A 26,700-nucleotide genomic window follows, 5' to 3' on the forward strand; every position below is an offset into this window, starting at 1 on the left:
CTATGCTGAGTCAGAATTTACGGGAAGTGGAAAGCAATATCAAGAGTGCCTGCGAACGGGTCGGAAGAGCACGGGAAAGTGTGACTCTGATTGCGGTGAGCAAGACGCAGCCGGTCTCTGCGATTGAGGAGGCATATGCCCTGGGAATTCGTGATTTCGGCGAGAATAAGGTCAAGGAAATGCTCGGAAAAGAGCCTCAACTACCGGCGGATATTCGTTGGCATCTCATCGGACATCTGCAGACAAATAAGGTCAAGTCGGTTCTCTCCAATACGGTTTTAATTCATTCTTTGGATTCGCTGAAGCTTTTGGACGCGGTCGATTTTGAGGCCATGAAGCAGAAAATTACCGTGGAAGGCTTGCTTGAAGTGAACGTTGCCGAGGAAGAAAGTAAGTTTGGCTTTCATCCCTCCGAACTGTGGGAGCTGCTGAGCCGTCTTCGCCAATATAAAAATTTGCGAATTCGCGGGCTCATGACCGTTGCTCCGTTCACAACGAATGCGGAGAATAATCGAGAGATATTTCAAAAATTGAAAGAAATATCCATTGACACAAAGTGGAATACACTGGATAATATCAGTATGGATATTTTGTCTATGGGTATGACCGGAGATTACAGCGTTGCAATTGAGGAAGGTGCCACCATGGTTCGGGTGGGAACCGGACTGTTCGGCGCTCGAGCATAAGGGGAGGTTCTGAGATGGGTTTGTTGAAAACAATCAGAGAGAAGTTCGGCGGAAGTTTTGGCGGCGGCGATGACGGCATGGATCCGGATGAGGAGATTTACGGAACCTACGGCGAAGACGATGAATTCATCGGGGACGACGAATACGGCCAGGATTATATCGAGGACGAGGAAGATGACGGGATGGGTGGCAGCAATCCCTTCGGCGGTGTAGATCGTGTCTCCGCTTATCAGAGCAGAAAGAATACTTCGACGCAGAAGCATTCCTCCGCGGCTGCAGGCCGTAGTTCCAAAGTTTCGCTTGTATCGCGCGGCGGTTGTGATAACATCGCAATGATGCAGCCTCGCTCGTTTGAAGACAAAGAGATGTTTGAGGCCGTCAGCAATCTTCGGGATCAGGGTCGTGTTATCATCCTGAACTTAGAGAGCTGCGATGCAACAACCCGCATGAACTTTTATACCTATGCGATGGGACTTTGTGCCGGCGTGGACGGTAAGATGGGCCAGGTTTCCGAATCCATTTTCATTATCGCTCCGCGTAATATCACCCTCTCCGGTGCACTCACTTCGGGAGAGAGTCAGGCAGATCCCCTGATGCAGGCTCGCTCTGTCTGATGACTGACAGAGAGTTACAGCTGTTTCGAAATCGCCTGTCGGATCTCGCAAGACAGTGTGAGGACAGAAACATTGCGACGCACACCCACTTTTTGACCGTGGAAGAGCAGCGACTTGCAGAACAGTTTATATTGAACGTCGACGGAGTCCGTGTGATATCCGACGGCGTTTTTTGTGATGCGGAGCGAAAGCTGCTCTTTTTTTTGCCCTCCTATTTAGAGGAAGCGCCGGAGGAAGAGATCGGCTGTTTTCGGATTGAGCCCCGTGCGGCAAAGTTTGCGGAAGCGCTTTCGCATCGTGATTTTCTCGGTGCACTGATGGGGCTCGGCATCAAACGAGAAATGCTCGGAGACCTTGCCGTAACGGAGAATTGCGCGCAGTTGGCGGCACTCTCCACCGTACGAGAGGTCTTGCTTCGTGAGCTGACGGAAGTTAAGCACACAAAGGTTCGGGTCAGCGAAATTGCCCGAGATGAGCTTTCGGCGGTGCGACGCACGGAAATACGCAGTATCAATGCTGCCTCGCTGCGTGCGGATGTTCTAATCGCCGCGGTCTGGCGCTTATCGAGGACACAGGCAAAAGAGTCCTTTGCGAGAGGAGAGGTCTTTCGGAACGGAATCGAACTGGAAAACCCTTCCGCAGAACTGAAAGCGGAAGATTTTGTGAGTCTGCGCGGTAAAGGAAAGTTTAAGCTGTGCGGTACCGAAGCGCGCGTTACGAAGAGCGGGCGCCTGTATGTCGACATAGCGTACTATATTTAATTCGGAAGGATGGCTTTATGGCAGAGTTGAAAAGAAATACCGCTTCCAAAATCGGAATGAGAGTGCTCTATGTTGCAATCGCAGCCCTCTGTGTCTGTTTGGATCAGGGGAGTAAGTTTCTCGCATTGCGACATCTGCCGCTCGGAGAGGTGAGGCCTTTTCTCCCGGGCTTTCTCGAGTTTCTTCGCATCGAAAATCGAGGTGCAGCCTTCGGTGTCTTACAGGGACAGATGCTCTTTTTCTTTGCGATTACAGGGGTTATTCTGCTGCTGATACTGTATGTACTCCATCGCCTTCCCGCAGAGCGCAGGTATCTGCTATTGGTTGCGAACCTTGCCTTTCTGACCGGCGGGGCGCTCGGCAATTTATGGGATAGACTCACGCGCGGTTCCGTGGTTGATTTTTTGTCTTTTATCCCGATATCGTTTCCGGTGTTTAATGTCGCGGATATCTTTGTGACGGGATCTGCCTTTGCCTTTGTTCTGCTGTTTTGCTTTTATTATAAGGAAGAAGAATTCACGTTCTTGCGATAAAGGAGGTCCGCTTGGAGCAGCTTATCATACAGGAAGAACTGAGCGGAAAACGATTGGATCTGGTTGTCAGCTTGCTCTTTCCCGAGCTCACGCGTGCACATGCACAGAAGCTGATCAAAGAGGGGGCGGTCTCGGTAAACGAGAAGCCTCGAAAACCTGCTTATGCGGTGACCGCCGGTGAGCTACTTGCGGTAGAACTCCCGGAACCTGAGGTGTTGGAAGTTCTGCCGGAGGATATCCCGCTGGATATCTTATATGAAGACAGCGATGTCATTCTGGTGAACAAGCCGAAGGGCATGGTAGTCCATCCGGCCGCGGGCCATGCGAGCGGAACTCTGGTCAATGCGCTGTTATATCACTGCAGGGACAGCCTGTCCGGCATAAACGGCATTCTGCGTCCCGGCATTGTACACCGCATTGATAAGGACACGACCGGCGTCATCATTGCGTGCAAGAACGACAGGGCGCATCAGTGCATTGCGGCACAGCTGAAAGAGCACAGCATCACCCGACGGTATTTGGCGCTTGCCCAAGGTGTCATTCGAGAAGATGAGGGCACGGTGGATGCGCCCCTGGGGCGCGATCCGGAAAATCGAAAGAAGATGAAAAGCGGATTACCGGGCGGAAAGCATGCCGTCACGCACTTTCGGGTGCTGGAGCGTTTTTCCGCCGCGAGCTATCTAAGCTGCAGCTTGGAGACCGGAAGGACGCACCAGATACTTGCGCTGTGCGCATGAATATAGTTTTAAATACCAGTTGACCTAGGCAATAAAATGACTTACGATAAAGACAATTTCATTCTCAACCTTTCGTTCCTATTTTAGGAGGGCATAAATGTCGGAAGAATTACACTTATCGGTTCATCAAAGGGAATTGGAAGTTCCGTTGATTCAGGGAGGCATGGGAGTCGGTGTATCTCTGGAACGACTTGCGGGCAGTGTTGCCGCTTGCGGGGCTATGGGCTGCATCAGTACGGCGGATTGCGGTTACCGCGAACCTGACTTTTACAAGAATCCGGAGGAGGCCAATCTGCGCGCATTGCGGAAGGAAATCTCCGACGCACGCGATATTTCGGGAGGCAAGGGTCTGCTTGCAATCAATGCCATGGTCGCTACCCAGCAGTTTGCGGATGCCGTCAAAACCGCTGTTTCTGCCGGGATCGATGCAGTTATTTCCGGAGCGGGTTTGCCCCTGCAACTGCCGGAATTGGTACCCGAGGGAAGTGCACTCATTGCGCCCATCGTTTCCGGCGGACGTGCCGCTAAGTTGATCTTACAGTCTTGGATGAACAAATATCATCGCTTTCCGGACTTCATTGTATTGGAAGGTTCTAAAGCCGGTGGTCATCTCGGATTTAAGGAGGAGGATTTGCTCTCGGGTGAAACGCCCTCTCTCGCAAGCCTGCTGAAGGATGTACTGGAGAATATCCGTCCGTTTGTGGATGCCGCCAAGAGAAACATTCCAGTATTCTGTGCCGGCGGCGTATGGGATCAGAACGACATTCAAAGCCTTACCGAACAGGGCGCGGCCGGGGTACAGATGGCAACTCGTTTTATCGCGACCGAGGAATGCGATGCCTCGCAGGCCTATAAGGACGTGCTGCTCGGCGCAAATCGCGAAGATGTCTCTATCATTCACAGTCCGGTCGGTATGCCCGGAAGAGCCGTGCACACGCCTTTGCTGAAGCGACTTGTGGATGCCGGGCGCATTCCGCCGAGTCATTGCTCGCGCTGTATAAAGAAGTGCAATCCCGCGCAGGTTCCGTTCTGTATTACAAATGCGCTGATTGAAGCCGTCAAGGGAAATCTGGAAGCAGGTCTTTTCTTTACGGGCGAGAATGTGGGGAAGATGAAGCAGATGACCACAGTCCCGGCTTTGATCAAAGAACTTGGATATTGATTTTCGTTTGTCGTTAATTTTGTGTCGCATCCGTGCTCTCGGAAACAGATTGAGAGTCACGGGTGCTTTTTTGTCGTAAGGACGTCACGCCCTGCTCCAAAGCAATACCTCGGAGCAAGGGCTCGGTATGAGACGTGGGTAAGCCCTTCGCTTCGATTAAAGTCACAGGCAACAGTGCGAAGCAAATTGCTTCGGAAGGGACGATAAATTACATAAATAGATTATGTCAACCTAAAAGAATTGCGTGAGGCTTTACAGATTAAATATAGAGCAGCGACTCATGCTTTACTCTCCTTTCTTTTACATTCGATTTTGCCGCGCATTTCTTGTAACGCATGCAAACGGTATCCGGAAGTGTTATGCCGGAACAGTAGATTTAAATGGAAGTAAAACAGTTACATCTAAAAAACAGACGTTAAGGATATAAATTCCCCAAAAGCCGTCACAGCGTTTGCTGCGAAATCAGGATGTGGGTATTTGCATGCGATCATCGATAAAGCGCTTTGTGTTACGGGAATTACGCAGACGGAACTACATCATACGAATGGACGATATTCGGATTATATCTGTGTCAGAGATATTCGGATTACATCCGTTTCAGAGCAATCGCAGACCTTGCTGCGTAGCGTAAAGCGGGAGTAGCAAATGAAATGCCATGTGCGTTCAATGAAGTGATTCATTGCATTTCATTTGAATTTCATTTGAATTTCATTTGAATGTACGGAAGTGTGCTTAAAAGTCCGGCACGTGCCATACAGAGAGCAGTGTGTACCGACATATAACTATTCGCGAAATGCTTGTTTAACGAATAGTTTGATGATATACTATGGCAAACAGGTTATCTTGAACCCTCTGAATTCGAATTGCTTATGAACCGTAACTTTCATGCGGAGGCTTATCATGGCGAAAAATTTAACACAAACCAACAACTATTTTGCGGAACTGGACCGTGCGAACATCTTACATCTACGCGAATTGCTCGCGGATCTCCCCGACTACTGCAGAACCTATCTCCGCGGCATTGAACCAAGAACACAATCCAGAACGCGAATTGCTTATGCCTATGATTTGCGCGTATTCTTTCAATATCTGATGCGGGAAAATCCGATTGCGGCGCGTTACGGCAGTGCCAAGGAAATTCCGCTCTCTCTCCTGGAAAAACTGCATTCTACCGATTTGGAGGAATACATGGAGTATTTGAAATATCGTCCCACCGAGCAAGGGGACGGTATGTTGAACCAAGTGACCGGGATCAAGCGAAAACTCTCCTCTCTGCGCAGCTTCTACAAGTATCTCTACCAAAAAGAAATGATTGAGAGCAACCCGGCGGATCGAGTGCTTCTCCCCAAATTACATGAGAAGGAAATTATCCGCCTCGATGTCGATGAAATTGCGGATCTGCTCGACCAAATTGAATCCGGAGAAAAACTCAGCGAACGTCAACAGCGCTACCATGAGAAAACCAAAGTTCGGGACCTGGCACTCATTACCCTCTTACTCGGAACCGGTATTCGTGTCTCGGAGTGTGTCGGCCTGAATCTCTCGGATGTCGATTTTAAGAATGACGGCGTGCGCGTTCACCGTAAAGGCGGCAAAGAACAAATCGTCTACTTTGGGGATGAAGTAGAGGAAGCCCTGCTCAACTATATGGAGGAACGCATGGCGCTGCAAACCGAGGACTTTGAGGAACAGGCACTCTTTCTGTCGCTCCAACAAAAACGTCTTTCGGTTCGAAGTATTGAAAAGCTGGTCAAGAAATACGCGCTTATCGCAGCTCCTCTGAAGCATATCACCCCGCATAAGTTACGGAGTACCTACGGCACAACGCTGTATCGGGAAACCGGTGATATCTATCTGGTCGCGGATGTATTGGGGCACAGCGATGTCAACACGACCAAAAAGCATTATGCGGCCATTCAGGAAGATCACAGGCGCAGCGCCCGCAACAAGGTAAGATTGCGCGAAAACGAAACATACGGACAGGCACAGGAGTAACAAATTCTTGTGCTTGTCCGTATATTGTTTTACTCACTTTTAAGTTTCTCTTCCACAGGCTCCAAAACAGTCAGGAAGCAACCGGGATAAAGGCGTGTCGTCTCATCGATACCGTTGACACGGCAGAGCTCTTCCAAGTAAAGCTCATCCGAGCGATACAGCCCCTTATTATAGCGAGTCGCGAAATCGGAAAGTGTATCTCCCATCCTGATTTTAACGGAACGATAGCGGTAAGCTTCGCTGTGGCTTGCAATTTCACCGGCGCGCGCTACCGATGCACGTCCCGCGAAAAAGGCAAGGAAAAAGAGTATCAGGAGCAAAAGACCGCGCAATCCCGGCGTCTTGTTCTTCTGCTTCCGGACGATACGTCCGTAAGTCCGTCTTTGTTCAAACTGCTGCTTCTGATTCCCGTAAGTGATCCGGCGCATGGCTTCCTCCTTCGAAACTTTGTTCTTGAACATCTGTTTGTATCCTAGCACACGAACGGCAGTTCGGCAAGAGGGAATCGAACAAAATTTCGCGAACAATCGTTTGCTTTTTGCGGAGCCGCGTGGTAAACTTTTAGCTGTAAAGATGAAAAATCCGGAGGAAAGCCTATGAGCCGTGATAGCATATCGGAAAAACAGAGGGAAATTCTTGCGTATATCAAGGAGTGTATCTTGAAAAAAGGCTATCCGCCGTCCGTACGGGAAATCTGCACGGCGGTTAAGCTCCGTTCTACCTCCTCGGTTCATGCGCATCTCGGCGCATTGGAGGAAGCCGGCTATATTCGCCGTGACCCGGCAAAGCCCCGCACCATTGAGATTGTCGATGAGGAGTTCAATCTCTCCCGCCGTGAAGTGGTCAATGTACCGATTTTGGGGCGCGTGGCCGCCGGTGTTCCGATCTTTGCTGAGCAGAACATCAGTGATTACTTCCCCATTCCCGCCGAGAACCTGCCGAACCAGGAGACCTTCATGCTGCAGGTGCAGGGCAATTCCATGATCAAAATCGGAATTCTGGACGGGGATTTGGTTATTGTTGCGCGGCAGTCCACGGCGCGAAACGGTGAGATTGTGGTTGCGCTTGTTGAGGACGGCGCGACCGTAAAGCGCTTTTACAAGGAGAACGGGCACTATCGCCTTCAGCCGGAGAACGATGCGCTGGATCCGATTATCGTGAAAGATGTCACAGTGCTCGGTAAGGTAATCGCACTGTACCGCAGTCTTTAAATTCTACTGTGCACAGAAGAAAAGCAGTCGTACTCGCTGAGACGGCTGCTTTTCTGTATGTTCAAAGGGATTACACTTTGTCGCAGCTTATATTATTTATGCGACCTTCGTTGGGGACATTGTATTGTATTCAGTGCTCTTCTGCCCTTCTTGCTTCGCATATCAAACAGGAGTAATCGGAGAAGATATGAAGCTCCGCAGGACGCACGAGTATATCAGTTCGACAAACCCGAAGCTATCAAACAAAATGCTTCTTCATAAGTGAATACAATACTTTTCTGTCATCATCAAGCACTATGCTATCTTTTTTCAAAGCATAGTGATGGGTAAATTCTGTATCTATGTATACGTGATTATTGATTACAACCGATTTTTTATACCGCGGCCGCACGTGGATATGCAGATGTGGGTTTGGTACTGTTTCTTTGTAAGAGTTATTCAGCAGACAACTCCAATTGCATAATTCGGCGCCTAATACCTCTCTATAGATCCGTTCCATTCGATCTATAATTCCTTTCAATTCCATCCACTCAGGAACATCCAATTCTGAAAGACTGCCGCAATGCCGATTCAATACCAGAATACATCTGCCGACATAATCCTGTCTGTCAGCCAAAAAGACTGACCAATGCGGTGATTGATATAGCAACCAATCAGTTTCTTTATAAGCACACCATTCGCAGTCACGCATTACTTCTCTCCATAAATACGGATTTCTTGCTCAATTTTCGTATTCAAGTTATACCACAAAACTTGTGAAGCATTCTACCGTAAGTTTGAATTATATGAGAAAAGTCGTTTAGAGCATACTACAGTTCTTCCTTGAAAGGCTATGCTCATTTGCGCGGGATTTGAAGGAAGAACAGGAGCGAATCGTAACGACTGCAAAAAAAGCAAGGTGGTCTCCCACCTTGCTTTTCAATTCGACATATATCGGAATGTCTGTTTTCTCACAGGAAAATATACTTGAGAATAAAGATTACGGTCAGCACATACATGAGCGGTGTGACTTTCTTGGCCTTACCGCCGGCAAGGTGAAGCACCGTGTAGCTGATAATGCCGAACGCAATACCTTCGGAAATCGAGTAAGCGAAGGGCATCGCAAAAATGCAGATAAAAGCCGGAATTGCGGTCAGCATATTATTCCAGTCAATCTTTGCGACCTGCTGCATCATGAAGAAGCCAACCACAATCAGAGCCGGTGCGGTCGCAAACGAAGGAATCGCAAGGAAGACCGGTGAGAAGAAAAGGCTGAGCAGGAACAGGCCGCCGACCACGATCGAGCTCAGGCCGGTGCGTGCCCCCTCGGCAATGCCGGAGGAGGACTCCACAAAGGTTGTGATGGTCGAAGTACCGAGTACCGCGCCGACCGTGGTGCCGATGGCATCCGCGAGAAGTGCGCCCTTAATCTGCGGAAGCTTGCCGTCCTTGTCGAGCATATCCGCCTTGGATGCGCAGCCAATCAAGGTGCCGAGCGTATCAAAGATATCGACAAAGAGGAAGGAGAAAACCACGACCAGGAAGTTGACGGAGAGCATATTGCTAAAGTCCATCTTCATAAAGGTCGGCGCCAGGGATGCCGGCATCGCAATCAGAGAAGCCGGAATTAAGCTGTAGAAGCCGGCCTCCGGGTTCGGCACATAGAGGCCGGTCAGCTGGCAGAGTATGCCGAGGCCCCAGGTGATCAGAATGCCGAGAAGGATGTTGCCCTTCACATTCTTGATGACAAGCAGAGAGGTGATCAGTGTTCCGATCAGTGCAAGCAAGACCGTAATGCCCTCGGAAGCAAATGTGCCCGTGGTAATTGCTTCCTTAAAGGAGAACAGCGTGACCAAGGTAGCGCCGTCGACAACGACATGTGCGTTCTGAAGACCGATGAAAGTAATAAAAAGACCGATGCCGACCGATACCGCGAGTTTTAACTCCCCCGGAATCGCGTTAAAAATGGCCTCACGTACATTGGTCAGCGAGAGCAGAATGAAGATTAGGCCCTCGACACAGACCGCCGCCAGGGCAACTTCCCAGCTGTAGCCCATGCCCATGCAGACCGAATAGGTGAAGTAAGCATTCAGTCCCATGCCGGCCGAAAGCGCAAACGGAAGGTTTGCAAGCAAGGCCATCGCAAAGCAACCGATGGCAGAGGCAAGGGCCGTCGCCGTAAAGACAGCGCCGCCGTCCATGCCGGTTTTACCGAGCAGGTTCGGGTTGACGGCGAGGATGTATGCCATGGTCATAAAGGTCGTAATGCCGGCAATCAGTTCCGTGCGCGCATTGCTGTGATTTTCTTTCAAACGAAAAAACTGTTCCATATTCAATCCCCCATTTGGTTTACAGAATTAAACAATGTAAACTATACTCACTTCTCTTCTGCCGTGAAGCTCTTCGGATCGACGTTGACACCATCCGCCCAAATGCGCTCCAGGTTGTAGAAGCGTCTGTCCTCCCCGTTGAAGATGTGAATGACCACATCCTGATAGTCGAGAAGTATCCAGGTTCCGCTGTTGTAGCCTTCCTTCTGGCGCGGAAAGACCTCATGCTTCGCGAGCTTCTCTTCAATTTCGTCCGCGATGGCCTGGGTCTGCTTCTGATTGGTTCCGCTGACCAGCATAAAGTAATCGGCAACCACCGAGACCTTGGAGATGTCAATCACGGAAATCTCCGTACCTTTTTTGTCTTCCATTGCGGTGACAGCGCATGCAAGCAGCTCATTTGTCGTCATAGTGTTTGACCTCCTTCAGCCATTGATAGCATTCTACTGTCTTGCGGTCCGCGCTGACATTGCGCGCCGCGAGATAGCGCAAAGTATCTTCTGTGATGCGATAGACACAAAAATCCAAATCCTCAAAAGCCAGGTACCGAATTTCAGCGAGATGATCGGCCTTGTCGCGATTCGGTTCGATGTAGTCGGCCGTAAATACAATTTTTTCCAGCAGAGAGAGTTCCCGTTTGCCGGTGGTATGCCAGCGTATGGCAGAGAGTACCTGCGGCGCATGCACGCCGTATTTCTGTTCCGCGACATAAGGCCCCACAATTGCATGCCAGAGCTGCGGAGAAGCCATATCCTCTTCGCTCCAAACATGGCCGGCCTTCTCGCCGAGGGCAAGCAACTCCTTCTTCCCGTATTCCTTGGCGCAGTCATGCAAAAGCCCGGCGAGTTCCGCATCTTCGACCGAAGCTTGATGGCGCATCGCAAGGGCTGCGGCTGTGTACGCAACGCCCAGTGTATGCTGATAGCGCTCGGCGCTCAGATTCTTTTCAAGCTTTTTGCGCAGTTCCGCCGTATCTTTTCGGTTCATAACTTGCCTTCTTTCTCCGGACCGTAGAGCCCCTCTGCCTGAATGTAGCGATACACGGCGGCGGGTAGATATTGTGCCGCGGACTTTTTGCCGGCGGCGAGAAGTTCCCGGATGTGCATCGAGGAAATATCCAAGAGGGGGGCAGGAATCAGAGCGACGCGCGCGCCGAAACGTTCTTCCAAGTGACGTGCGTGCTCACTCAGGCTACTGTGTTCGCGGGCATACTCCCGCGCGGCAACCAGAAGACGGGCATCGCGACAGATGTCGGCCGGCGCGTGCCAGTTCCCGAACTCAAAAAAGGAATCGGCCCCGAGTATCAGAGAAAATTCGCTGTCCGGATATTCGCTGCGCAGCAGAGCCAAGGTATCGCTCGTATAGGAAAGACCGCTGCGCTTTGCTTCGAAATCAGAGACCTCAAATTTCGCATAGGCTGCGGTTGCGAGTTCAGCCATATGAAAGCGCTGCGCATAGCTTGCGAGTTTCCGCCCCTGCTTGTGCGGCGGCGCAGCTGCAGGCATAAACCAGCAGGCATCCAGCGGAAAGTGGGCACAGGCCTCTTCCGCCAGTTTCAGATGGCCATTGTGAATCGGATCGAAGGTTCCGCCCAAAATTGCAATCTGTCGCATGGCAGCTTAGCCGCGCGGCAGCACAATCTTGCGGTGCTTCTCTTCTTTCGCTTGGCGATACAGGACAATCTTCTTGCCGATTACCTGCACCACCTCACTCTGGGTTCGGTCTGCGAGCCGCGCTGCCATATCTTTCGGGTCGTCGAGGCAGTTTTGCAACACCGAAATCTTGACAAGCTCGCGCTTTTCCAGTGCCTCTCCGACCGCAGTCGTAAGTTCGGGCGTGAGGGCGGATTTTCCGATCTGGAAAATCGGCTCCGTCGTCATCGCAATTCCCTTCAAAAACGAACGCTGTTTGCTGTTCAAGGTTTCCTCCGTTATTTGTAATAATCAAACTCGTGGCCGTACATGCGCACGGTATCGCCGTCCTGAATACCTGCCTTTTCGAGATCCTCCAGTATGCCGCTGTCCTTTAAGAAGCCCTGGAAGAAGTTGAAGCCCTTCTCCGACTCCAGATTGGTATAGCCGAGCATCTTTTCGATGCGCGGGCCTTCCACGACAAAGACCGCACCGTCCCGCTCTATCGTATAGGGCAGATTGCGATCGTAATCATAGCTGATTTCCATCTCCGGCTCAAAGACGGTGATTTCACGCTTCATACCGCGAAGGATTTCAAGAATACCGTAGGTCAGCGCGCGTATGCCCTCGCCGGTGACACCGGAAATCGGGTAGAGTGGAATCTCCGGAAAAGCAGCGCGCAGGCGGTCAATCGGATTTTCTTCGCCCTCTTCGATCTGTATGCTGTCAATCTTGTTTGCCGCAATGATCTGCGGGCGCGCAAGCAGTGAAGCATCGTATTTTTCCAGCTCGTGTTGTATGCGGCGCACGTCTTCGACCGGATCCCTTCCTTCGGTTGCGGCAGCATCCACCACATGGACCAGAACCTTGGTGCGCTCCACATGACGAAGGAAATCGTAGCCGAGTCCCACGCCCTCCGAAGCTCCTTCAATGAGCCCCGGAAGATCCGCCATCACAAAGCCTTCGCCGTCGTCGAGGTCAACGACGCCGAGATGCGGGCGCAGGGTCGTAAAATGATAGTTGGCAATCTCGGGCTTTGCGTTACTGACACGGCTCAGCAGGGTGGATTTTCCGACATTCGGAAACCCGACCAGACCAACGTCCGCAATGACCTTGAGCTCTAAGCGCACAAAGAGCCCCTTGCCTGCCTGACCCGGTTTCGCGTAGTTCGGTGCCTGCATGGTTGCGGTTGCAAAGTGCATATTGCCGACCCCGCCCTTACCGCCGCGAAGCACAATCATTCTGCGGTTCTCACCGGACATATCCGCGATAATCTTGCCGCTCTCTGCATCGCGAATCACGGTTCCCTCCGGGACCCGAATGACCAGATCTTTGCCGTCCGCACCGTGGCAGCGCTTTTTGCCGCCGGGCTCTCCGTTCTGTGCAACATACTTTCGGACATGGCGGAAGTCTGTCAGGGTGTTCAAACCGTCATAGACTTCAAAGATAATATCGCCGCCTCTGCCGCCGTCTCCGCCGTCGGGACCGCCTGCCGGAACAAAGAGTTCGCGTCGAAAGCTGACATGGCCGTCGCCGCCCTTGCCGGATTGAATATAAATTTTGGCGTTATCTGTAAACATCCTATCTCCTGTATTCAGCTGAAACACAAACGGGCTTCATACTTAGCAGTATGAAGCCCGGTCTTACACTACAGCTCTCGTTCAGTTTTACTCAGCAGCCTCTGCCTTCGGGTAGACAGAAACTTTCTTGCGGTACTTGCCCCATCTCTCGAATTTCACAATACCGTCCGCCGTTGCGAACAGGGTATCATCGCCGCCTCTGCCGACATTGACGCCCGGATGAATGTGCGTGCCTCTCTGTCTGTAAAGGATATTGCCGGCCAAAACAAACTGACCGTCTGCCCGCTTCGCGCCAAGGCGCTTGGACTCGGAATCACGACCGTTCTTGGTCGAGCCGACACCTTTCTTATGAGCATGCAGCTGAAGGTTCATCGTGAACAACATCATTACACCTCCTGATCTTTGATCAATAAATATTCACTGCCGTATTCCTGCCGAATGGCCGCATATCCCAAAAGGAGCGACTTTAGCAGAAGCTCGGCGTTTTCGTTACGTTTGCCCAAGAGCACGAAGTCAAAGCTTCCTTCCTCCTCGCCGAAGTGCGTCTCGAACTTTGCATCTGTCAACTCAGCGACAGAATTTGCAAAATTGAGCTCCAGCGCAGAGACCGCCGCACAGATGATATCAAAACCACTGTCGGCATAGTCCGCATGACCGAGGGAGCGGATTCCCACTGCCCTGCCGCTCTTGTCGCGCAGAATTTCAACTTCTATCATGCCTTAGGCATTGATCTTATCGATCTTCACCTGCGTGAAAAGCTGTCTGTGGCCGTTCTTCTTGTGATAGCCGAGCTTCGCCTTGTACTTGTAGACAATGACCTTCTTCGCCTTTGCCTCTCTCAGCACGGTTGCGCTCACGCTTGCGCCGGACACCGTGGGTGCACCGACAGTCAGCTCGCCGTTGTTGACAGCAAGAACCTGATCAAACGTAACCTTCTGTCCTGCTTCAACGCCAAGCTTTTCAACCCTAATGATGTCACCTTCCGATACCTTATACTGCTTCCCGCCAGTCGCAATAATCGCGTACATACTGGTACCTCCTTCAATCATTACTCGCCAACGATGGTGTCTGCCTTTGACAGAACTTAGACCTTGTTGTGCGGCATACCCATATATAATACAAGAAGGGGTTTATCCTGTCAAGAATTTGGTGAAAAGAATTGTTCTTGTAAGCTTTTTCCGCGGCGCGGTCTGACCAGCTCCGCGAGATGTAAGCCCGTAATATCCACAAAACGAGTTCCGACCGAATCCCTTGCGGCGAGGGCCTCAAGGGTCTCAACAAGTTCATCCAGATTTTCCTGTTTTTCAAAGTCGATAAAATCGACCAAGATGATTCCGGATAGATTTCGAAGTCGCAACTGGTGCATCAGCTCCTCCGCGGCCTCTTGATTGGTGCGACGGAGGGTTGCTTCTTTATCCTTGCCGCGTATATCTTTCCCGCTGTTTACATCGATTACGGTGAGGGCCTCGGTGCGTTCAATCACAATATTGCCGCCGCTCGGCAGCCAGACACGTCGTGCCAGAGCGGACTGTACAAGCGTTTCGAGTCCGTATACCACGGGGAGACTGAGCTTTGCATCCGCATAATAGCGAAGCTTAAGCTGTTCGTTTAGCTGCTTGGTGTTTTGTTCCTCGCCCTGAAAACGCTCCGGTAACTTTTTGCGATATTCCGGCATCTCCTCAGGCGCAGAGCCGCCGAGCTGCTCATACAGTTCGGGGAGATCTGTGACCAGTTCCACGGGATTTCCGCTTCGCAGACAAGCCGCAAGCAGCTGCTCCCAAGCCTTGGGCGCGGGCTTTAGGCAGCGCGGTGCCTGCAAGAAGGCAGCGCGGGTCAGTACAAGATCGTCTTTTCGAAAGCGCGCGGCAGCGGCCGTATAGCCCTTATTCGCATGGGCATCCTTTTTGATTTCAACCAGAAGCTCCGTCCCCTCGGTAATGCGCTCCGCCTTTTCTCCGTTTGCAAGGCGAACTTTATTTGCCTTCTCAAGATTTAAGTAGGCATTTACCTCCTTGCCGAGATCCAGGAAGGCAGCGTTGATATTCTTTTGCACATGGGCGACTCGCGCCAGATAAATCGCGCCGACCTCGGTTTTATGCTCCCGTGAAAATTGCAGTTCCGCCGCGCGACCCTCCTGAAACCAAGTGCTGAGGATGCCGTCGCGAAAACGGCAAACCACCAGTTTGTCAGAAGACTTCTCCATAGCTTTCCAAACTCCTCATCTCGCTGTCGTAGAGTTCGGTGCGAACCACACGGCGCGGCAGGCTTGCAAAGGAGCGCCCTTCTTCGCGCGCAAAGAGCGCGGAAAGAAGAAGCTCCGGCTTTAAGTTTGCCTCACTGCCTTGTGCTACGGTGCAGCGAAGGCGATTGTCTTCCAAGCGAAGGCTGTGAATCATGGGGCGTATGTCGAGTTCACGAAGCTTCCCCTTCTTGCCTGTTTTTGCCACCGTGATTTCAGACTGCGAGAGCAAGCCTTCTATGGCAACACGGAGTCTTTCGCTCTCCGCTTCCGAGAGTGCGCGGTAAGCGGTGCCGTCTAAAAACCGTCCTGCAATGACCTCCTCCGCTGTGATTGCGCGGAAAAAAATCTCATAGTCTGCGGCATGGACAATGGACATACAGTTCGGGGAGTCGTCCGGGAGCTTTAAGAAGGAGAGAATTTGAACGCCCTCTGCCATCTCCCGATTTAAGCGCTCCACAGCCTCTTCGCTGTGAAGGTTTGCTGCCCCGTCTTCCGCAATGCGCAAATCGAAGTACTCGGCCTTGCCCTCAAGGCCCATGCCGAGAGGGGCCGCAAAACTCATAATCTGATGGGGATGAAAGCCCTCGGAGTAGGCGACGGGGAGTTCGGCGCGCCGGTTTGCCTTCTGAAAATAGCGCATCATATCCAGGTGGCCGACAAAACGGAGATTTCCCTCCTTTGAAAATTTAATTCTTGTTTTCAAAACAAACTCCTCCCTGATATGATGTTGCGCCGCAGCCGGAGCAGTGTTCGCGGCAATTCGGCGTAACCTTCTCCTGCAAGGCATTGTTCCACTCCCGCTTTAAAAACTCCTTGCTGACACCGCAGTCAATGAAGTCCCAAGGCAACAGTTCATCCGTGCTGCGCTCACGCCGGGTGTAGAAGTCGGGATCCACCGCGCAGGCTTCGAATGCATTTGCCCAACGCGCCTCGTCAAAATACTCGGTCCAGGCGTCATACATGGCGCCGTCCCGGTATGCGTGTTCTATGACGTCCGCAACGCGTCTGTCACCGCGCGCGAAAACACCTTCCATCAGCGTGGTCCCGACATCGTGGTACTGATAGCGGAGACTCTTCCAGTTCTTCTCCTGCTTAAAGGTCTCTTTCACAAAGTGCGCGCGCTGTTTGTATTCTTCCGCGGTGCACATGGGGGCCCACTGGAAGGGGGTGAAGGGCTTAGGCACAAAGAAGGAGGAACTCGCGGAAATCTGGACTCTGCCCACGCGCTCGCTCTTCGGAATCTCATCGTAGAAGAGATCGGCGACCTTTTCACAGAGATCCGGTATGCCCTTTCTGTCCTCCTCGGTCTCGGTCGGGAGTCCGAGCATAAAGTAGAACTTCACCTTGGTCCAGCCGCCGTGGAAAGCGGAGGAAACACCACGCATGATATCCTCTTCCGTGATGCCCTTATTGATGACATCGCGAAGACGCTGGGTTCCCGCCTCCGGCGCAAAGGTGAGCGAACTCTTTTTGACATCCTGAATGCGCTCCATGACATCGAGCGAAAAGGCATCGATGCGCAGGGAGGGAAGTGAGATGTTGATTTTTCGCTCCTTGGTGTACTGAATCAAGTACTCCAAAAATTCCTGCAAGTGGGAGTAGTCGCTGGAACTCAGCGAACTTAAGGAAATCTCTTCGTTGCCGGTGATTTTCAGGAGCTTCTCCGCATAGCGCTTCAGATAGTCGACCGAATGCTCGCGCTGCGGGCGGTACACATTTCCGGCCTGGCAGAAGCGGCAACCGCGAATACAGCCGCGCATCAATTCGAGCACGGATCTGTCTTGCGTTACGCGGATAAAAGGTACCAGCGGATTGTCGATAAAATCCGCGCGGTCCAAGACGGACATGACAAGGCGACGCACCTTAACGGGTGCCTCCGGACAGAGTGGCTTGAAGGCTGCCAAGGTACCGTCTTCGTGGTATTCCGGCTCATAAAACGCCGGCACGTAAATACCCGGCAGAGACGCAACCTTTTTTAGAAAAGAAGCGCGGTCTCCGCCCGCTTCCTTGTGTTCACGATAGAGGTCCAAAAGCTCGTCGTAGACCACCTCGCCCTCGCCCATGTAGAAAAGATCAAAGAAGGGGGCAATCGGCTCCGGATTGTAGGTACAGGGGCCGCCGCCGATCACAATGGGATCCCCGTCACGGCGATCCGCTGCGCGGAGCGGAATCTGCGAAAGTTCGAGCACCTGCAGAATGTTGGTGTAGCACATCTCGTATTGCAGGGTGATGCCGAGAAAATCGCATTCCTTGACCGGTCGCTGACTCTCGAGAGTAAAGAGCGGTATCTGTTTCTCACGAAGAATGCGGTCCAAATCGGTCCAGGGCGAGAACACACGCTCACAATACACGTCCTCGCGGCGATTGAACATGCTGTATAAAATCTGGATACCGAGGTGACTCATCCCGATTTCATAGACATCGGGAAAGCACATCGCAAAGCGAATTTTGACTTGGTCCGGGTCCTTTTTGACACTGTTGATTTCGCCGCCGATATAGCGCGCAGGTTGTTCCACCTGCATTAATATTTCTTCATCCAAAGCAAGTTTTTGCATTATGATTCAGTCCTCTCGCGGTCTTCCCGCACTTGCAAATACAAATCCAAAGCCTCCAAATAGTGGAGCGGCACCGCTGCCGTTTCACGGATTCGATAGCTTTTGTTCATCTCCGCATAGGTAAAACTCTTTCTTCCGCCGCCCTCCATGCGCCTTGCATAGAGTATCAGTTCTTCAAAGGGGAGCAGGTAATACTCCTCTCTCGCCGTGAATGCAAGGAGGAGGAAGGAGATGCCGAGCTGGCGCTCAAAGTCCTGCATAAAGCCAAGCTGGTGGGCATGCAGATTGGCGAGCGGAAAGGTATCGCTCGCGCACTCCTTTGCATCAAAACAGACCGGGATTCCCTGCACCGCACCGATATAGTCTACCGTACTCTGTTTCTCAAAATAGGCCAGGGTAATACAGCGGCGGTTCTTTCCCATTTCGACCGGCGTAATCGGGGTCGGTATCTTTTGCACAAGTGCAAGTCCCGCTGTGCGGTACGCCTCATTGCTGCGGTTGATCAGCTCCTCGAGGAGGGATCCGCGGAGACCTCGGCTGTTCCAGGTTCCCATTTTAATTCACCTCCGGAAAGAGCTCCGAGAACAGTTTGGGAGGTGCCGCCGAGATTGTTTTTTCGCTCAGCGTTGCAAGCGCGGCTGTTTCCGTCGGAAAGCGCAGCCGATATGCGTGCAAAAGCTGATGTTTTAATCCGTAGCGCTGCATAAAACGTGAATTTTCCGCGCGATTGCCGTATTTCGGATCTCCGATGATAGGGTGTCCTATGGCTGCAAGCTGCGCGCGAATCTGGTGGGAGCGGCCGGTCAGCAGCTCTACTTCCAGTAAACTCAGATTATCGCGAACCGCCAGCGGCCGGAACGCTGTCTGAATCTCACGGTCTTCCGCGCTTTGGCGGGTCTCGCGGATGCACACGCGGTTACCGGTCTTGTCTTTATAGAGAAAAGCAGAGAGCCGCATAGCCTCTCTGACTTCTCCGTTGACACATGCAAGATAGAATTTTCGAAGCTGTTTTTCCCGAAGCTGTTCGGAGAGCGCTTGCGCGACCGCAAGGCTCTTCGCGGCAAGCACGAGACCGGAGGTGTTTCGGTCCAGGCGATTCACAACGCCCGGTTTGAATTCACCCGGGCGCTCCGGGACATATTCTCCTTTTGCCGCGAGATAGCCGAGCATATACTCATTGACGGAAACATCGCTCGGCGCTGCCTTCTGCGTCAGCATGCCGACAGGCTTATTGAGCGCAAGCAGGCAGTCATTCTCAAAGACGATGGAGTCCCAAATCCCATCCCACAGCGGAAAGCGCTGTTCACGCCTCGCTGTACCCGAGAACTTTTGATAGGTCTCGTCCGAAAGCCAGACGCGTATCACATCGCCCGCTGCAAGTCGTTCGCTGCCCTCCGCCTTTTTGTCATTGCGGGTGATGTTCTTTTTTCGGAGCATGCGATGTAAAAAAGCAGTATCTGCCTCAGGAAGTATTTTCCCGAGAAAGCGGTCCAAGCGCTGTCCCGCGGCATTGTCTGCGATTTTAAATTCCTTCAAAACCTCCTCCTCAGAACGAAAGACCGAGCAGGGTTCTTCTGCACTTTAATACCTTTTCCTTCTGCTCCTTCGAAAGTGCATCGATGTTAAAGCGCGGTAAGTTCTCAATCGAATCAAAAAAGCCCTTATCTCCGTAACCGAGAACAATCGGAAAGCCGATGTGGTCAACGGTCATATAATGATCGAGATATTTCTTTAATTCCGCCTGCTGCTTGGCATCGCCGCAACTCTGAACATAGCACTTGCCGTTTGTAATCAGGATGAAGTCCACCGGAAAGCCGGTTTTGTCGGTCATAAAGATGCAGTCATAGAGCATAATTCCGCGATCTTCAAACTGCTTCGCGTAGGCATAGCGCTCAGCCGAGGGGGTCTTTGCACGCGAAGCGATAAAGGACATAACGACAAAGAGGGAAAGCGGAACCACCGAAAGAATGATGCCTATGGTGAGCAGTGTGCTCGGGAGCTTGCTGACGCGAAGCGACAGGGTGAATAGATAATACATAAGCCCGCCGAGTAGAACCGCACTCAGCATGAGGCGGGTCTGGTGCCAGCGTCGGTATCCGTAAGTACCTTTTTTCGCAATTTTCATCTTGTTTCCTCCTTAGTCTTCCACAGTTCTCTGTAGTCTTTGATCATCGCAAAAGCAAGTTGTGCCTTTTCTTCGTGGTAAGGGGCCGAGAATTCATCTTCTACGGCATAGACGCGCATACCGGCACTGAGACCGGCCTGTATGCCTTCGGGTAAGTCCTCAAAAACCGCACAGCGTTCCGGATTCACGCCGCTCTTTGCGGCGGCTGTCAAATAAATCTCCGGGTGCGGTTTTCCTTTCTCGACCTCCGTGCCGGAGACAATGACATCGAAGTAACGGTCAATGCCGTGCGCCTCTAAGACCGCGTCCACCATGGGCCGCGCATTGCTGGTTGCAATCGCCATTTTAATCCGACGGCGCTTCAATTCCTTTAAGAACGGCAGAACACCCGGTTTTAAAGCTGTGTCGTTCGCATAGCGCTCAATGGAAAGTTCTTCCCAATCCCTGAGCATCTTCTCTTTGCTGTCCGGGATGCCGAATACTTCTTTGAAATAATCTGCGACTTCCCCTATGCCTCTCCCGCCGAGGATCAGGGAGAGATTTTCAGGCGCATCGATGCCGTAGCGCTTCAAGTAAATGCGGTCAATTTCGGCCCAGTGTCCCATGGAATCTGCCAGAGTTCCGTCCAAATCGAAGATGACGGCGTCATAGTCGGTGAAGGAAAAGAGCGCGGATTCTCTGTCTTGTTCCGCATACGCAAGAAGACAGCGCTCCTCTTCGGTGCTGAGCTTTCGGAATTCGCCGGGCGCCAGTTTCAGCGCAGAGAGGCTGAGCGGCCCCATGGAAAGACGGCGCAGTTTTTCAACCGGGCAGCCGAGCGCCGCAAACATGCGCTTCACTTCGTGAAACTTACCCTCAAAGATGGTAAGTAGGGCCGGATTTCCGGCAGAGTCCAGTTGCCCGGGAAGAAAGCGTGTTCCGTCCGAGAGTTCCAAGCCCTTCGCAATGCGCGCCGCCGCATCCGGCGGCAATACGCCGCTGTAGTGAACTTCGTACTGCTTCGGCACCTTCTTTGAGGGGGCGAGGAGCTTATGCACCAGGGCACCGTCGTCCGTAATCAGCAAAAGTCCCTCGGTGTCAATGTCGAGTCGGCCGCAGGGGGCAAGCCCCTTGCGCTGTAGCCCCATGTAGGAGATGACGGTTTCGTGTCTTTTGTCTTCCGTTGCGCTCAACACGCCCGCGGGTTTATTGAGAACCCAATATTCTTTGTCGGAAAAGCCGAAGGGGGCGCCGTCCAGCGTCAGGTTCATGGTTTCGGGATCCAACTTTTCTTCCGGGCTTTTTACGGGAATCTCGTCGCACTTCAGACGACCGGCGCGAATGATTTTTTTGACTTCACTTCTGGTTCCGATCCCTGCCGAAGCCAGAAGTTTGTCGGCTCGCATCAGACTCATCGCTGCATCCTCCAACCCGGCAAATAGAGATTTTTATAACGCTGCTTGTCTTGCTTCACAAAACCGAGCGGATAGCTGTCGACACAGAAAAGGCGATAGCCGCTTCCGCTCTCCGTTGCATCCACGGTTTCGCCGCGGAGGTAGCGGCGCACGGCAGGATCATCCGCCGGAAAGGAAACGCTATCCTTCCAGTCCTCCGCTCGAAGGTACATGGCCAAAGCCTGAGAAGGCTTAAATCTGCCGTGTGAGACCTGGCCGAGCAGCAGACCGGTTCTTAAGTAGCGGAGCGAAGGGCGGAGTACATCCCCTTTTGGGATTTCAAGGACATAATCTCCCTGCAGCTTCAGGCGGGAAAAATCGGGCTTCCAAAGGCTGCGTGCAAAGAACTCCTCGAGCGCCGGTTGCAGGTTTCGAAGCAACTGTTCTTCTTGTTTGCCGCGCTGTACGCCTCCCTGTCTGCGGTGTTCCGTTCGTTCTCCCGCTTTTTTGAGACGTGCGACAAAGTGCCCTTCCGCGCGTGCACATTGCGGAAACAGACGCACGGTACCGGGGAGAAAGGCGGAGGCGCTGAGTCCGTTTTTCGCGGGGATAGGATCGATCGCAAAATCGGGATGACGATCCAGAAATGCCTGAATCTGCTTTTCATTTTCGTTCAGATTATAGGTACAGGTCGAATAGAGCAGAGTTCCGCCCGGAACCAACATTTCCGAGGCATCGTCCAAAAGCTTGGCTTGTACGGGACAGTAGAAGTCCTTGCCGTGTTCCAGCCAGGCCTTAATGACCGCAGGATGCTTCCGAAACATGCCCTCTCCGGAGCAGGGAGCATCGACCAAAATGCGGTCAAAATAGAGCGGGTATTCTCGCTTTAACCGCTCGGAGTCCTCGCAACTGATACAGCAGTTCCCGATTCCCATAAGCTCTATGTTCTTTAAGAGGGCACGTGCGCGGGAAGCGCTCAGATCGTTGGAGAGCAAAAATCCCTCGCCCCGAAGGTCTGCCGCAATTTGCGTGCTTTTTCCGCCGGGGGCCGCACAGAGATCCAGAACATGTTCTCCGGGTTCTGCGCCGAGTAAGGCAGCGGATGACATAGCCGAAGGCTCCTGCATATAATAGAGACCTGCATAATAATACGGGTGGGAGGTGTACTCTCCGCCCGTCTCACAATAAAAACCGTTGCTTGTCCAAAGAACCGGATCTAAGTTGCCGAAAGCCGCCAGCAAGCGCTCGTTGCTGATTTTCAGGCTGTTGACGCGCAGTCCCGACAGCGGCGTCTCTTCCATGGCGGCAAGATAACGCTCGTATTCGCTTTCGCCGAGCAGTGTGCGCATTTCATCCAGAAAGGGACGGGGAAGTCGATCGATAAGCAAACTTGCTCCTCCTATGTATAAAAAGAGTTTGCACGAAGGCAAACTCTTTTCGCTGATTACTGCTGTTGTTCGATTGCCTGCGCGCTCTCGTTGCTCGCAGCAAGTTGCTGACGATTTGCCGCAATCTGATCAAAGCTCTGGCGGAACGCTGCCTGCAATGCCTGATTTCTCGCCTCGGACTCGCGGGAAGCATTTCCGATGATGTTCTGTACATTCAGAAGCAGCTGATCCGTGTACTGAATCGAGCTGAGTCGAATACCGTTTGCTTCCGCCTGTGCGGCATCCACGATGCTCTGTGCCTGTGCGCGAGCGCTCGCAAGAATCTCATTTGCGGTCGCGGTTGCCTTCTGTACAATTTCCGACTGATTGATCAATTGCTCGGTCTTTTTCGATGCTTCATTGACCATGGTATTATAGCGCGCCTGTGCGTCCATAATAATGTTATTCTGGTTGTTCAGAATGCGCTTACTCTTGTCCAGTTCCTCCGGAATGGCCATACGAAGTTCGGAGAGTTTTTCCTGCAACTCCTCCTTCTGCACGACAATCTTCGAGGCAGAAAAAGCCGTAGGTCTGCAATCCTCAATGTAATCCTCAATTTCGGCAATTACTTGCTCTATTCTGCTCATGCCCCTGCTCCATTTTCATAATTCTGACGACTTCTGTATTTCTCCATGATTTTCTCGGCTACGCGGCTGTCCACAAAAGCACTGATGTCACCGTGGTAGGCTGCGATTTCTTTGACAATGCTGGAACTCAAATAGGAATACTTGAGATTTGTGGTCAGGAAAACCGTGTCGATATCCGGTGCAATGACGCGGTTCGTCTGCGCGATCTGCAACTCATATTCGAAATCCGTAACCGCACGCAAACCGCGTACCATCACTTGGGCGCCCTTCTCATGGCAATATTTAATCGACAGCCCGTCAAAACTCTCGACCTCAATATTGGGAATATCCGCCGTTATTTCGCATAGCATTGTAACACGTTCCTCAGTCGTGAACAACGGGGATTTTGCCTTGTTGTTCAGGACCGCAATGATCAGGTGATCAAACATTTCGGAAGCGCGCTTAATGATGTCAAGATGTCCGTTAGTGACCGGATCAAAGCTGCCCGGATAGACCGCAATAGTCATGTCTCGTCGTTCCCTCTCTGGAGAAAGATATGTTGATTGGTCTTATATGCCTTAATTTTCACAATATGATAGCCAAGTGCTTCAAAACTGCCCGGATCCGTATCAATCTTGGCCTCAACAATGAGGAGGGTGTCGTCATGAATCAAGGGAGAGTTTTGCAGCTGCTGCAACGCTCTCTCCTCCAGCCCGGCTCCGTAAGGCGGATCCAAAAAGACCAAATCGAAGGGCTCGCATTTTGTTCCCGCCAAGCGGGTCAGCGCCGCAGAGGCATCGGTCGTGAGCAACTCCGCTTTGTCCGCCAGATGTGTATGTTCCAGATTTTCGCGAATAATGCGGGCAGCCTTCGGATTCTTCTCGACAATGACCGCCGAACTTGCCCCGCGGGACAAGGCCTCTATGGCGATTCCGCCGCTGCCGCCGAACAAATCCAGAAAACGGGAGCCCGGAACCTCCGCTTGCAGCATATTAAAGAGTGTCTCTTTGATGCGGTCTGTCGTGGGCCGGGTATCCTCACCCGGCAGGGTCGCGAGCAAGAGTCTCCTTGCACTTCCGGCAATGACTCTCATTAATTTGAACCTCCTTCACCCGGGGCAGGCTGTACCGATCCGGTACCCGGTTTGTTCTGCGGCGCACCGGTCGAAATACTCGGGTTCGGAGAACCGCTCTCCGTCTGTCCGGGGCCCTTCTTTGTTTCGCTGGGCTTAGCGGCAGCCGCGCTTGTCGCCGCAGCATTGCTGTCCTGTGCGCTCTGGGACTCTGCGCCGGAACTGCTCTCTGTCGGAGTGGCAGCCGGTGTCGGTTCTGTTTTCTTCGGCTCCGTTCCGGGCAAGGTATACACCAGAACCGGAGTGCCTGCACTCACGTTTTCAAACAGGGTTTTTGCAACCGCGGGCGGCAGATTCACACAGCCGTGAGAACCCGCAGACTGGTAAATATTACCGCCGAAGGTATTTCTCCAGGATGCATCATGGAAGCCTTCGCCGTTGTTGAACGGCATCCAGTAGTTAACCGGTGCTGCATAGCCCTGGCCCCGGAGGGTCGCGTTGCGCTGCTTGTAACTGATCGCATAGGCGCCGGTATGGGTTACGGTTCCTTTCGATTCGTTTCCGGATACAAAGTCGGATGAAAGCAGCTGTTTTCCGTCCTTATAGAAATAGAGGTGTTGCGCACTCAAATTGACCTCGACATAGGTAGAGCCGTAATCGGCACCGCTCAGAGAAGCGGCTTTTTGAGAAAACTCCGGCGTACGCTGCGTCTTGGTACCCGAGGCAATCGCCTCGCGAAGCCAGCTCTTCTCGGCGTCCTGATTGACCTTCCAGCCGTAGGAGCCGCTCTTAACCGTGACGGTCGGACCCCAGCTGGATTTGAGACTCTTCGGCTTATTGTAGCTGTCGTACTTTGAGGCAAGCGTTTTGATAAACTCGTTCAGCTTAGCGTCGTCCAGCTTGACGCCTCCCTTGCCGTCCGGCGAAATCCAGCTGTGGAGCTGCTCTCCGTTCAAAACGATGCCCGAATCACCGGAATAGCTGATGTCGGTTTTGAGATACTGATTCATTGCCTCTGCGGACTTGACCAAGGCCTCGTCGTCCGAGCGGACTTCCGGCTCGGTATACAGTTTTTCGCTGTCCAGATTGAGATTCGGCTGCAAGGTTGAGACAGCCTCTTTGATTTTTGCCGTAGCCTCTTCCGTTTTTAACTCGGTGCCTTCCTCCTCTTTCACAACAGTGTAAGCTTTCCCGCTCTGATAGTCCGAGATATGAGCATTGACCGGTTTCTTAAACGTATCGGCCTGAAAGAAAGGCAGCGCCTTGACAGCGCTCTCAAAGCGCTCGTCGTCAAGCTTCGCCATAGCATCCAGACTTTCCTCGCGGCGCGAGAAGTAGCGCGGCCCCCAGGTAAAAATGTTCTGATTCTCAATCAAATGACTGAGCGTATCCCCGAAATCATAGTGGAGATTCACCTCAGCTGCGCTGATGCTTGCTTCTTCATTCTCACGTGCCTGAATCGTGAGCTTATAATCCGCAATACCGGCGTTCATTGCGGCCTCGGCATCGACCGCACTTTTACCGGACACATCAACACCGTTGATCACCGTATTGGGCAGAAAAACACGATGATACTTTTGTCCGTAAATGGTATACGAAGCAGCGGTTACCGCAAGGAGAACCGCTGCTGTCAACAATATTTTCTTTCCCGCGGAAGAACGACGTTTCGGCGGTTCCTGCGGCGCATCAAACGTCAAAATAGGCTCGGGTGTTTCTTGTAACGGCGGTTCTTCCGGGACGTGCTCCGTTGTCCGTTCCACCGCCTCGTTTTGATCCGGTTTGACATAGAAGTTATCCTTCTCGGACTCAGGTTTCAGACCGCTCCAAACAGCTTCGCTCTCTTCCCGTTCCGTTCCGTCCGCTTTTATGCGTGCCGCATGAGACAGTGCCTCGGCAGCACTGTCGGAACTCTCCCACTGCAAAGCCTCACCGCTTTCTTCCTGAACGGCAACCGGAATCGGGGTGTCATCTTCCGGAAGCACCGTATCCAAAGTCTCAGGCTGACGTTCTTCCGTGTCCGCGGTAATGCGCGTTCCGGCGACCGGCATGTCCCCGAGATCCAAATCCTCAATCAGTGGGTCTTCTCCTGCCTTACCCAACAATTCATCCATTCGCTATGCT

30 protein-coding genes are annotated in these 26,700 nt (G+C 52.2%); 8 read left to right on the top strand and 22 right to left on the bottom strand.

Going from position 1 to position 26,700, the window contains the following annotated elements; genetic code table 11:
* The first annotated feature begins 2 nt into the window (after positions 1–2).
* From QU660_RS04520 to QU660_RS04550, 7 genes are all read left to right on the top strand, one after another.
* Positions 3–686 carry a YggS family pyridoxal phosphate-dependent enzyme gene (locus QU660_RS04520; protein WP_304947127.1) on the top strand — a complete coding sequence of 228 codons (684 nt, stop codon included), beginning with the start codon at positions 3–5 and terminating at the stop codon, positions 684–686.
* A 14-nt stretch (positions 687–700) separates the two neighbouring features.
* Complete coding sequence (gene sepF / locus QU660_RS04525) at positions 701–1,300, top strand: cell division protein SepF (protein WP_304947128.1); 600 nt, start codon at positions 701–703, stop codon at positions 1,298–1,300.
* Entirely contained in the window at positions 1,300–2,061 is a 762-nt protein-coding gene (locus tag QU660_RS04530; protein ID WP_304947129.1) for a YlmH/Sll1252 family protein, read from the top strand. The genes sepF and QU660_RS04530 overlap by 1 nt, the downstream gene beginning before the upstream one ends.
* Positions 2,062–2,078: 17 nt before the next feature.
* The gene (gene lspA, locus QU660_RS04535; protein ID WP_304947130.1) at positions 2,079–2,594 is read left to right on the top strand and encodes a signal peptidase II; all 516 of its coding nucleotides are present in this window, start codon (positions 2,079–2,081) and stop codon (positions 2,592–2,594) included.
* 11 nt (positions 2,595–2,605) lie between these two features.
* The gene (locus tag QU660_RS04540) at positions 2,606–3,331 is read left to right on the top strand and encodes an RluA family pseudouridine synthase (RefSeq protein ID WP_304947131.1); all 726 of its coding nucleotides are present in this window, start codon (positions 2,606–2,608) and stop codon (positions 3,329–3,331) included.
* A gap of 97 nt (positions 3,332–3,428) precedes the next feature.
* Positions 3,429–4,493, top strand: coding sequence for an NAD(P)H-dependent flavin oxidoreductase (locus QU660_RS04545; protein WP_304947132.1), 1,065 nt, complete (start codon positions 3,429–3,431; stop codon positions 4,491–4,493).
* Between the two features lie 900 nt (positions 4,494–5,393).
* The gene (locus QU660_RS04550; protein WP_304947133.1) at positions 5,394–6,488 is read left to right on the top strand and encodes a tyrosine-type recombinase/integrase; all 1,095 of its coding nucleotides are present in this window, start codon (positions 5,394–5,396) and stop codon (positions 6,486–6,488) included.
* A gap of 29 nt (positions 6,489–6,517) precedes the next feature.
* Here QU660_RS04550 and QU660_RS04555 read toward each other — a convergent pair whose 3' ends face one another.
* Complete coding sequence (locus tag QU660_RS04555) at positions 6,518–6,916, bottom strand: LysM peptidoglycan-binding domain-containing protein (protein WP_304947134.1); 399 nt, start codon at positions 6,914–6,916, stop codon at positions 6,518–6,520.
* Positions 6,917–7,084: 168 nt separating this feature from the next.
* On the opposite strand from QU660_RS04555, the gene lexA reads away from it, so the two are divergent.
* Entirely contained in the window at positions 7,085–7,699 is a 615-nt protein-coding gene (lexA, locus tag QU660_RS04560; protein WP_304947135.1) for a transcriptional repressor LexA, read from the top strand.
* Positions 7,700–8,649: 950 nt separating this feature from the next.
* Here lexA and QU660_RS04565 read toward each other — a convergent pair.
* The 21 genes from QU660_RS04565 to QU660_RS04670 all read right to left on the bottom strand — a co-directional run bounded on the left by QU660_RS04565 (position 8,650) and on the right by QU660_RS04670 (position 26,690).
* Positions 8,650–10,008 (bottom strand): NCS2 family permease, encoded by a 1,359-nt coding sequence (locus QU660_RS04565; protein ID WP_304947136.1) that lies wholly within the window; start codon positions 10,006–10,008, stop codon positions 8,650–8,652.
* A gap of 47 nt (positions 10,009–10,055) precedes the next feature.
* Positions 10,056–10,418, bottom strand: a complete 363-nt coding sequence (gene rsfS / locus QU660_RS04570; RefSeq protein WP_304947137.1) for a ribosome silencing factor — start codon at positions 10,416–10,418, stop codon at positions 10,056–10,058.
* Positions 10,405–10,995, bottom strand: a complete 591-nt coding sequence (gene yqeK / locus QU660_RS04575) for a bis(5'-nucleosyl)-tetraphosphatase (symmetrical) YqeK (protein ID WP_304947138.1) — start codon at positions 10,993–10,995, stop codon at positions 10,405–10,407. The genes rsfS and yqeK overlap by 14 nt, the downstream gene beginning before the upstream one ends.
* Complete coding sequence (nadD, locus tag QU660_RS04580; RefSeq protein WP_304947139.1) at positions 10,992–11,621, bottom strand: nicotinate (nicotinamide) nucleotide adenylyltransferase; 630 nt, start codon at positions 11,619–11,621, stop codon at positions 10,992–10,994. The genes yqeK and nadD overlap by 4 nt, the downstream gene beginning before the upstream one ends.
* Positions 11,622–11,627: 6 nt before the next feature.
* A complete protein-coding gene (gene yhbY, locus QU660_RS04585; RefSeq protein ID WP_304947140.1) occupies positions 11,628–11,927 on the bottom strand; it encodes a ribosome assembly RNA-binding protein YhbY in 300 nt (99 codons plus the stop codon).
* An 11-nt stretch (positions 11,928–11,938) separates the two neighbouring features.
* Positions 11,939–13,219, bottom strand: a complete 1,281-nt coding sequence (gene obgE / locus QU660_RS04590; RefSeq protein ID WP_304947141.1) for a GTPase ObgE — start codon at positions 13,217–13,219, stop codon at positions 11,939–11,941.
* Between the two features lie 87 nt (positions 13,220–13,306).
* Positions 13,307–13,600, bottom strand: a complete 294-nt coding sequence (rpmA, locus tag QU660_RS04595) for a 50S ribosomal protein L27 (RefSeq protein ID WP_304947224.1) — start codon at positions 13,598–13,600, stop codon at positions 13,307–13,309.
* Positions 13,601–13,605: 5 nt separating this feature from the next.
* Entirely contained in the window at positions 13,606–13,935 is a 330-nt protein-coding gene (locus tag QU660_RS04600) for a ribosomal-processing cysteine protease Prp (protein WP_304947142.1), read from the bottom strand.
* Positions 13,936–13,938: 3 nt separating this feature from the next.
* Entirely contained in the window at positions 13,939–14,247 is a 309-nt protein-coding gene (gene rplU / locus QU660_RS04605; protein ID WP_304947143.1) for a 50S ribosomal protein L21, read from the bottom strand.
* A gap of 110 nt (positions 14,248–14,357) precedes the next feature.
* Positions 14,358–15,422: a ribonuclease E/G gene (locus QU660_RS04610; protein ID WP_304947144.1), complete on the bottom strand. Its 1,065-nt coding sequence runs from the start codon at positions 15,420–15,422 to the stop codon at positions 14,358–14,360.
* The gene (locus QU660_RS04615) at positions 15,406–16,164 is read right to left on the bottom strand and encodes a TIGR03936 family radical SAM-associated protein (protein WP_304947145.1); all 759 of its coding nucleotides are present in this window, start codon (positions 16,162–16,164) and stop codon (positions 15,406–15,408) included. The genes QU660_RS04610 and QU660_RS04615 overlap by 17 nt, the downstream gene beginning before the upstream one ends.
* On the bottom strand, positions 16,148–18,016 hold the full coding sequence (locus QU660_RS04620; protein ID WP_304947146.1) for a TIGR03960 family B12-binding radical SAM protein: 1,869 nt from the start codon (positions 18,014–18,016) through the stop codon (positions 16,148–16,150). The genes QU660_RS04615 and QU660_RS04620 overlap by 17 nt, the downstream gene beginning before the upstream one ends.
* A complete protein-coding gene (locus QU660_RS04625) occupies positions 18,016–18,570 on the bottom strand; it encodes a Holliday junction resolvase RecU (protein WP_304947147.1) in 555 nt (184 codons plus the stop codon). The genes QU660_RS04620 and QU660_RS04625 overlap by 1 nt, the downstream gene beginning before the upstream one ends.
* 1 nt (position 18,571) lies before the next feature.
* On the bottom strand, positions 18,572–19,552 hold the full coding sequence (locus QU660_RS04630; protein WP_304947148.1) for an RluA family pseudouridine synthase: 981 nt from the start codon (positions 19,550–19,552) through the stop codon (positions 18,572–18,574).
* A 10-nt stretch (positions 19,553–19,562) separates the two neighbouring features.
* The gene (locus tag QU660_RS04635) at positions 19,563–20,141 is read right to left on the bottom strand and encodes a hypothetical protein (RefSeq protein WP_304947149.1); all 579 of its coding nucleotides are present in this window, start codon (positions 20,139–20,141) and stop codon (positions 19,563–19,565) included.
* On the bottom strand, positions 20,138–21,535 hold the full coding sequence (locus tag QU660_RS09785) for a pseudouridine synthase (protein ID WP_330693245.1): 1,398 nt from the start codon (positions 21,533–21,535) through the stop codon (positions 20,138–20,140). Before QU660_RS09785 ends, QU660_RS04635 begins: the two co-directional genes overlap by 4 nt.
* Positions 21,532–22,902, bottom strand: coding sequence for an RsmB/NOP family class I SAM-dependent RNA methyltransferase (locus QU660_RS04650; protein WP_304947150.1), 1,371 nt, complete (start codon positions 22,900–22,902; stop codon positions 21,532–21,534). The genes QU660_RS09785 and QU660_RS04650 overlap by 4 nt, the downstream gene beginning before the upstream one ends.
* Positions 22,903–22,958: 56 nt before the next feature.
* Positions 22,959–23,528 carry a vacuolar family H+-ATPase subunit H gene (locus QU660_RS04655; protein WP_304947151.1) on the bottom strand — a complete coding sequence of 190 codons (570 nt, stop codon included), beginning with the start codon at positions 23,526–23,528 and terminating at the stop codon, positions 22,959–22,961.
* The gene (coaD, locus tag QU660_RS04660) at positions 23,525–24,034 is read right to left on the bottom strand and encodes a pantetheine-phosphate adenylyltransferase (protein WP_304947152.1); all 510 of its coding nucleotides are present in this window, start codon (positions 24,032–24,034) and stop codon (positions 23,525–23,527) included. Before coaD ends, QU660_RS04655 begins: the two co-directional genes overlap by 4 nt.
* On the bottom strand, positions 24,031–24,600 hold the full coding sequence (gene rsmD, locus QU660_RS04665; protein WP_304947153.1) for a 16S rRNA (guanine(966)-N(2))-methyltransferase RsmD: 570 nt from the start codon (positions 24,598–24,600) through the stop codon (positions 24,031–24,033). Before rsmD ends, coaD begins: the two co-directional genes overlap by 4 nt.
* Positions 24,600–26,690 (bottom strand): L,D-transpeptidase family protein, encoded by a 2,091-nt coding sequence (locus QU660_RS04670; protein ID WP_304947154.1) that lies wholly within the window; start codon positions 26,688–26,690, stop codon positions 24,600–24,602. The genes rsmD and QU660_RS04670 overlap by 1 nt, the downstream gene beginning before the upstream one ends.
* Between the last annotated feature and the right edge of the window lie 10 nt (positions 26,691–26,700).

This window comes from Stomatobaculum sp. F0698, from assembly GCF_030644385.1.
Classification (GTDB): domain Bacteria; phylum Bacillota; class Clostridia; order Lachnospirales; family Lachnospiraceae; genus Moryella.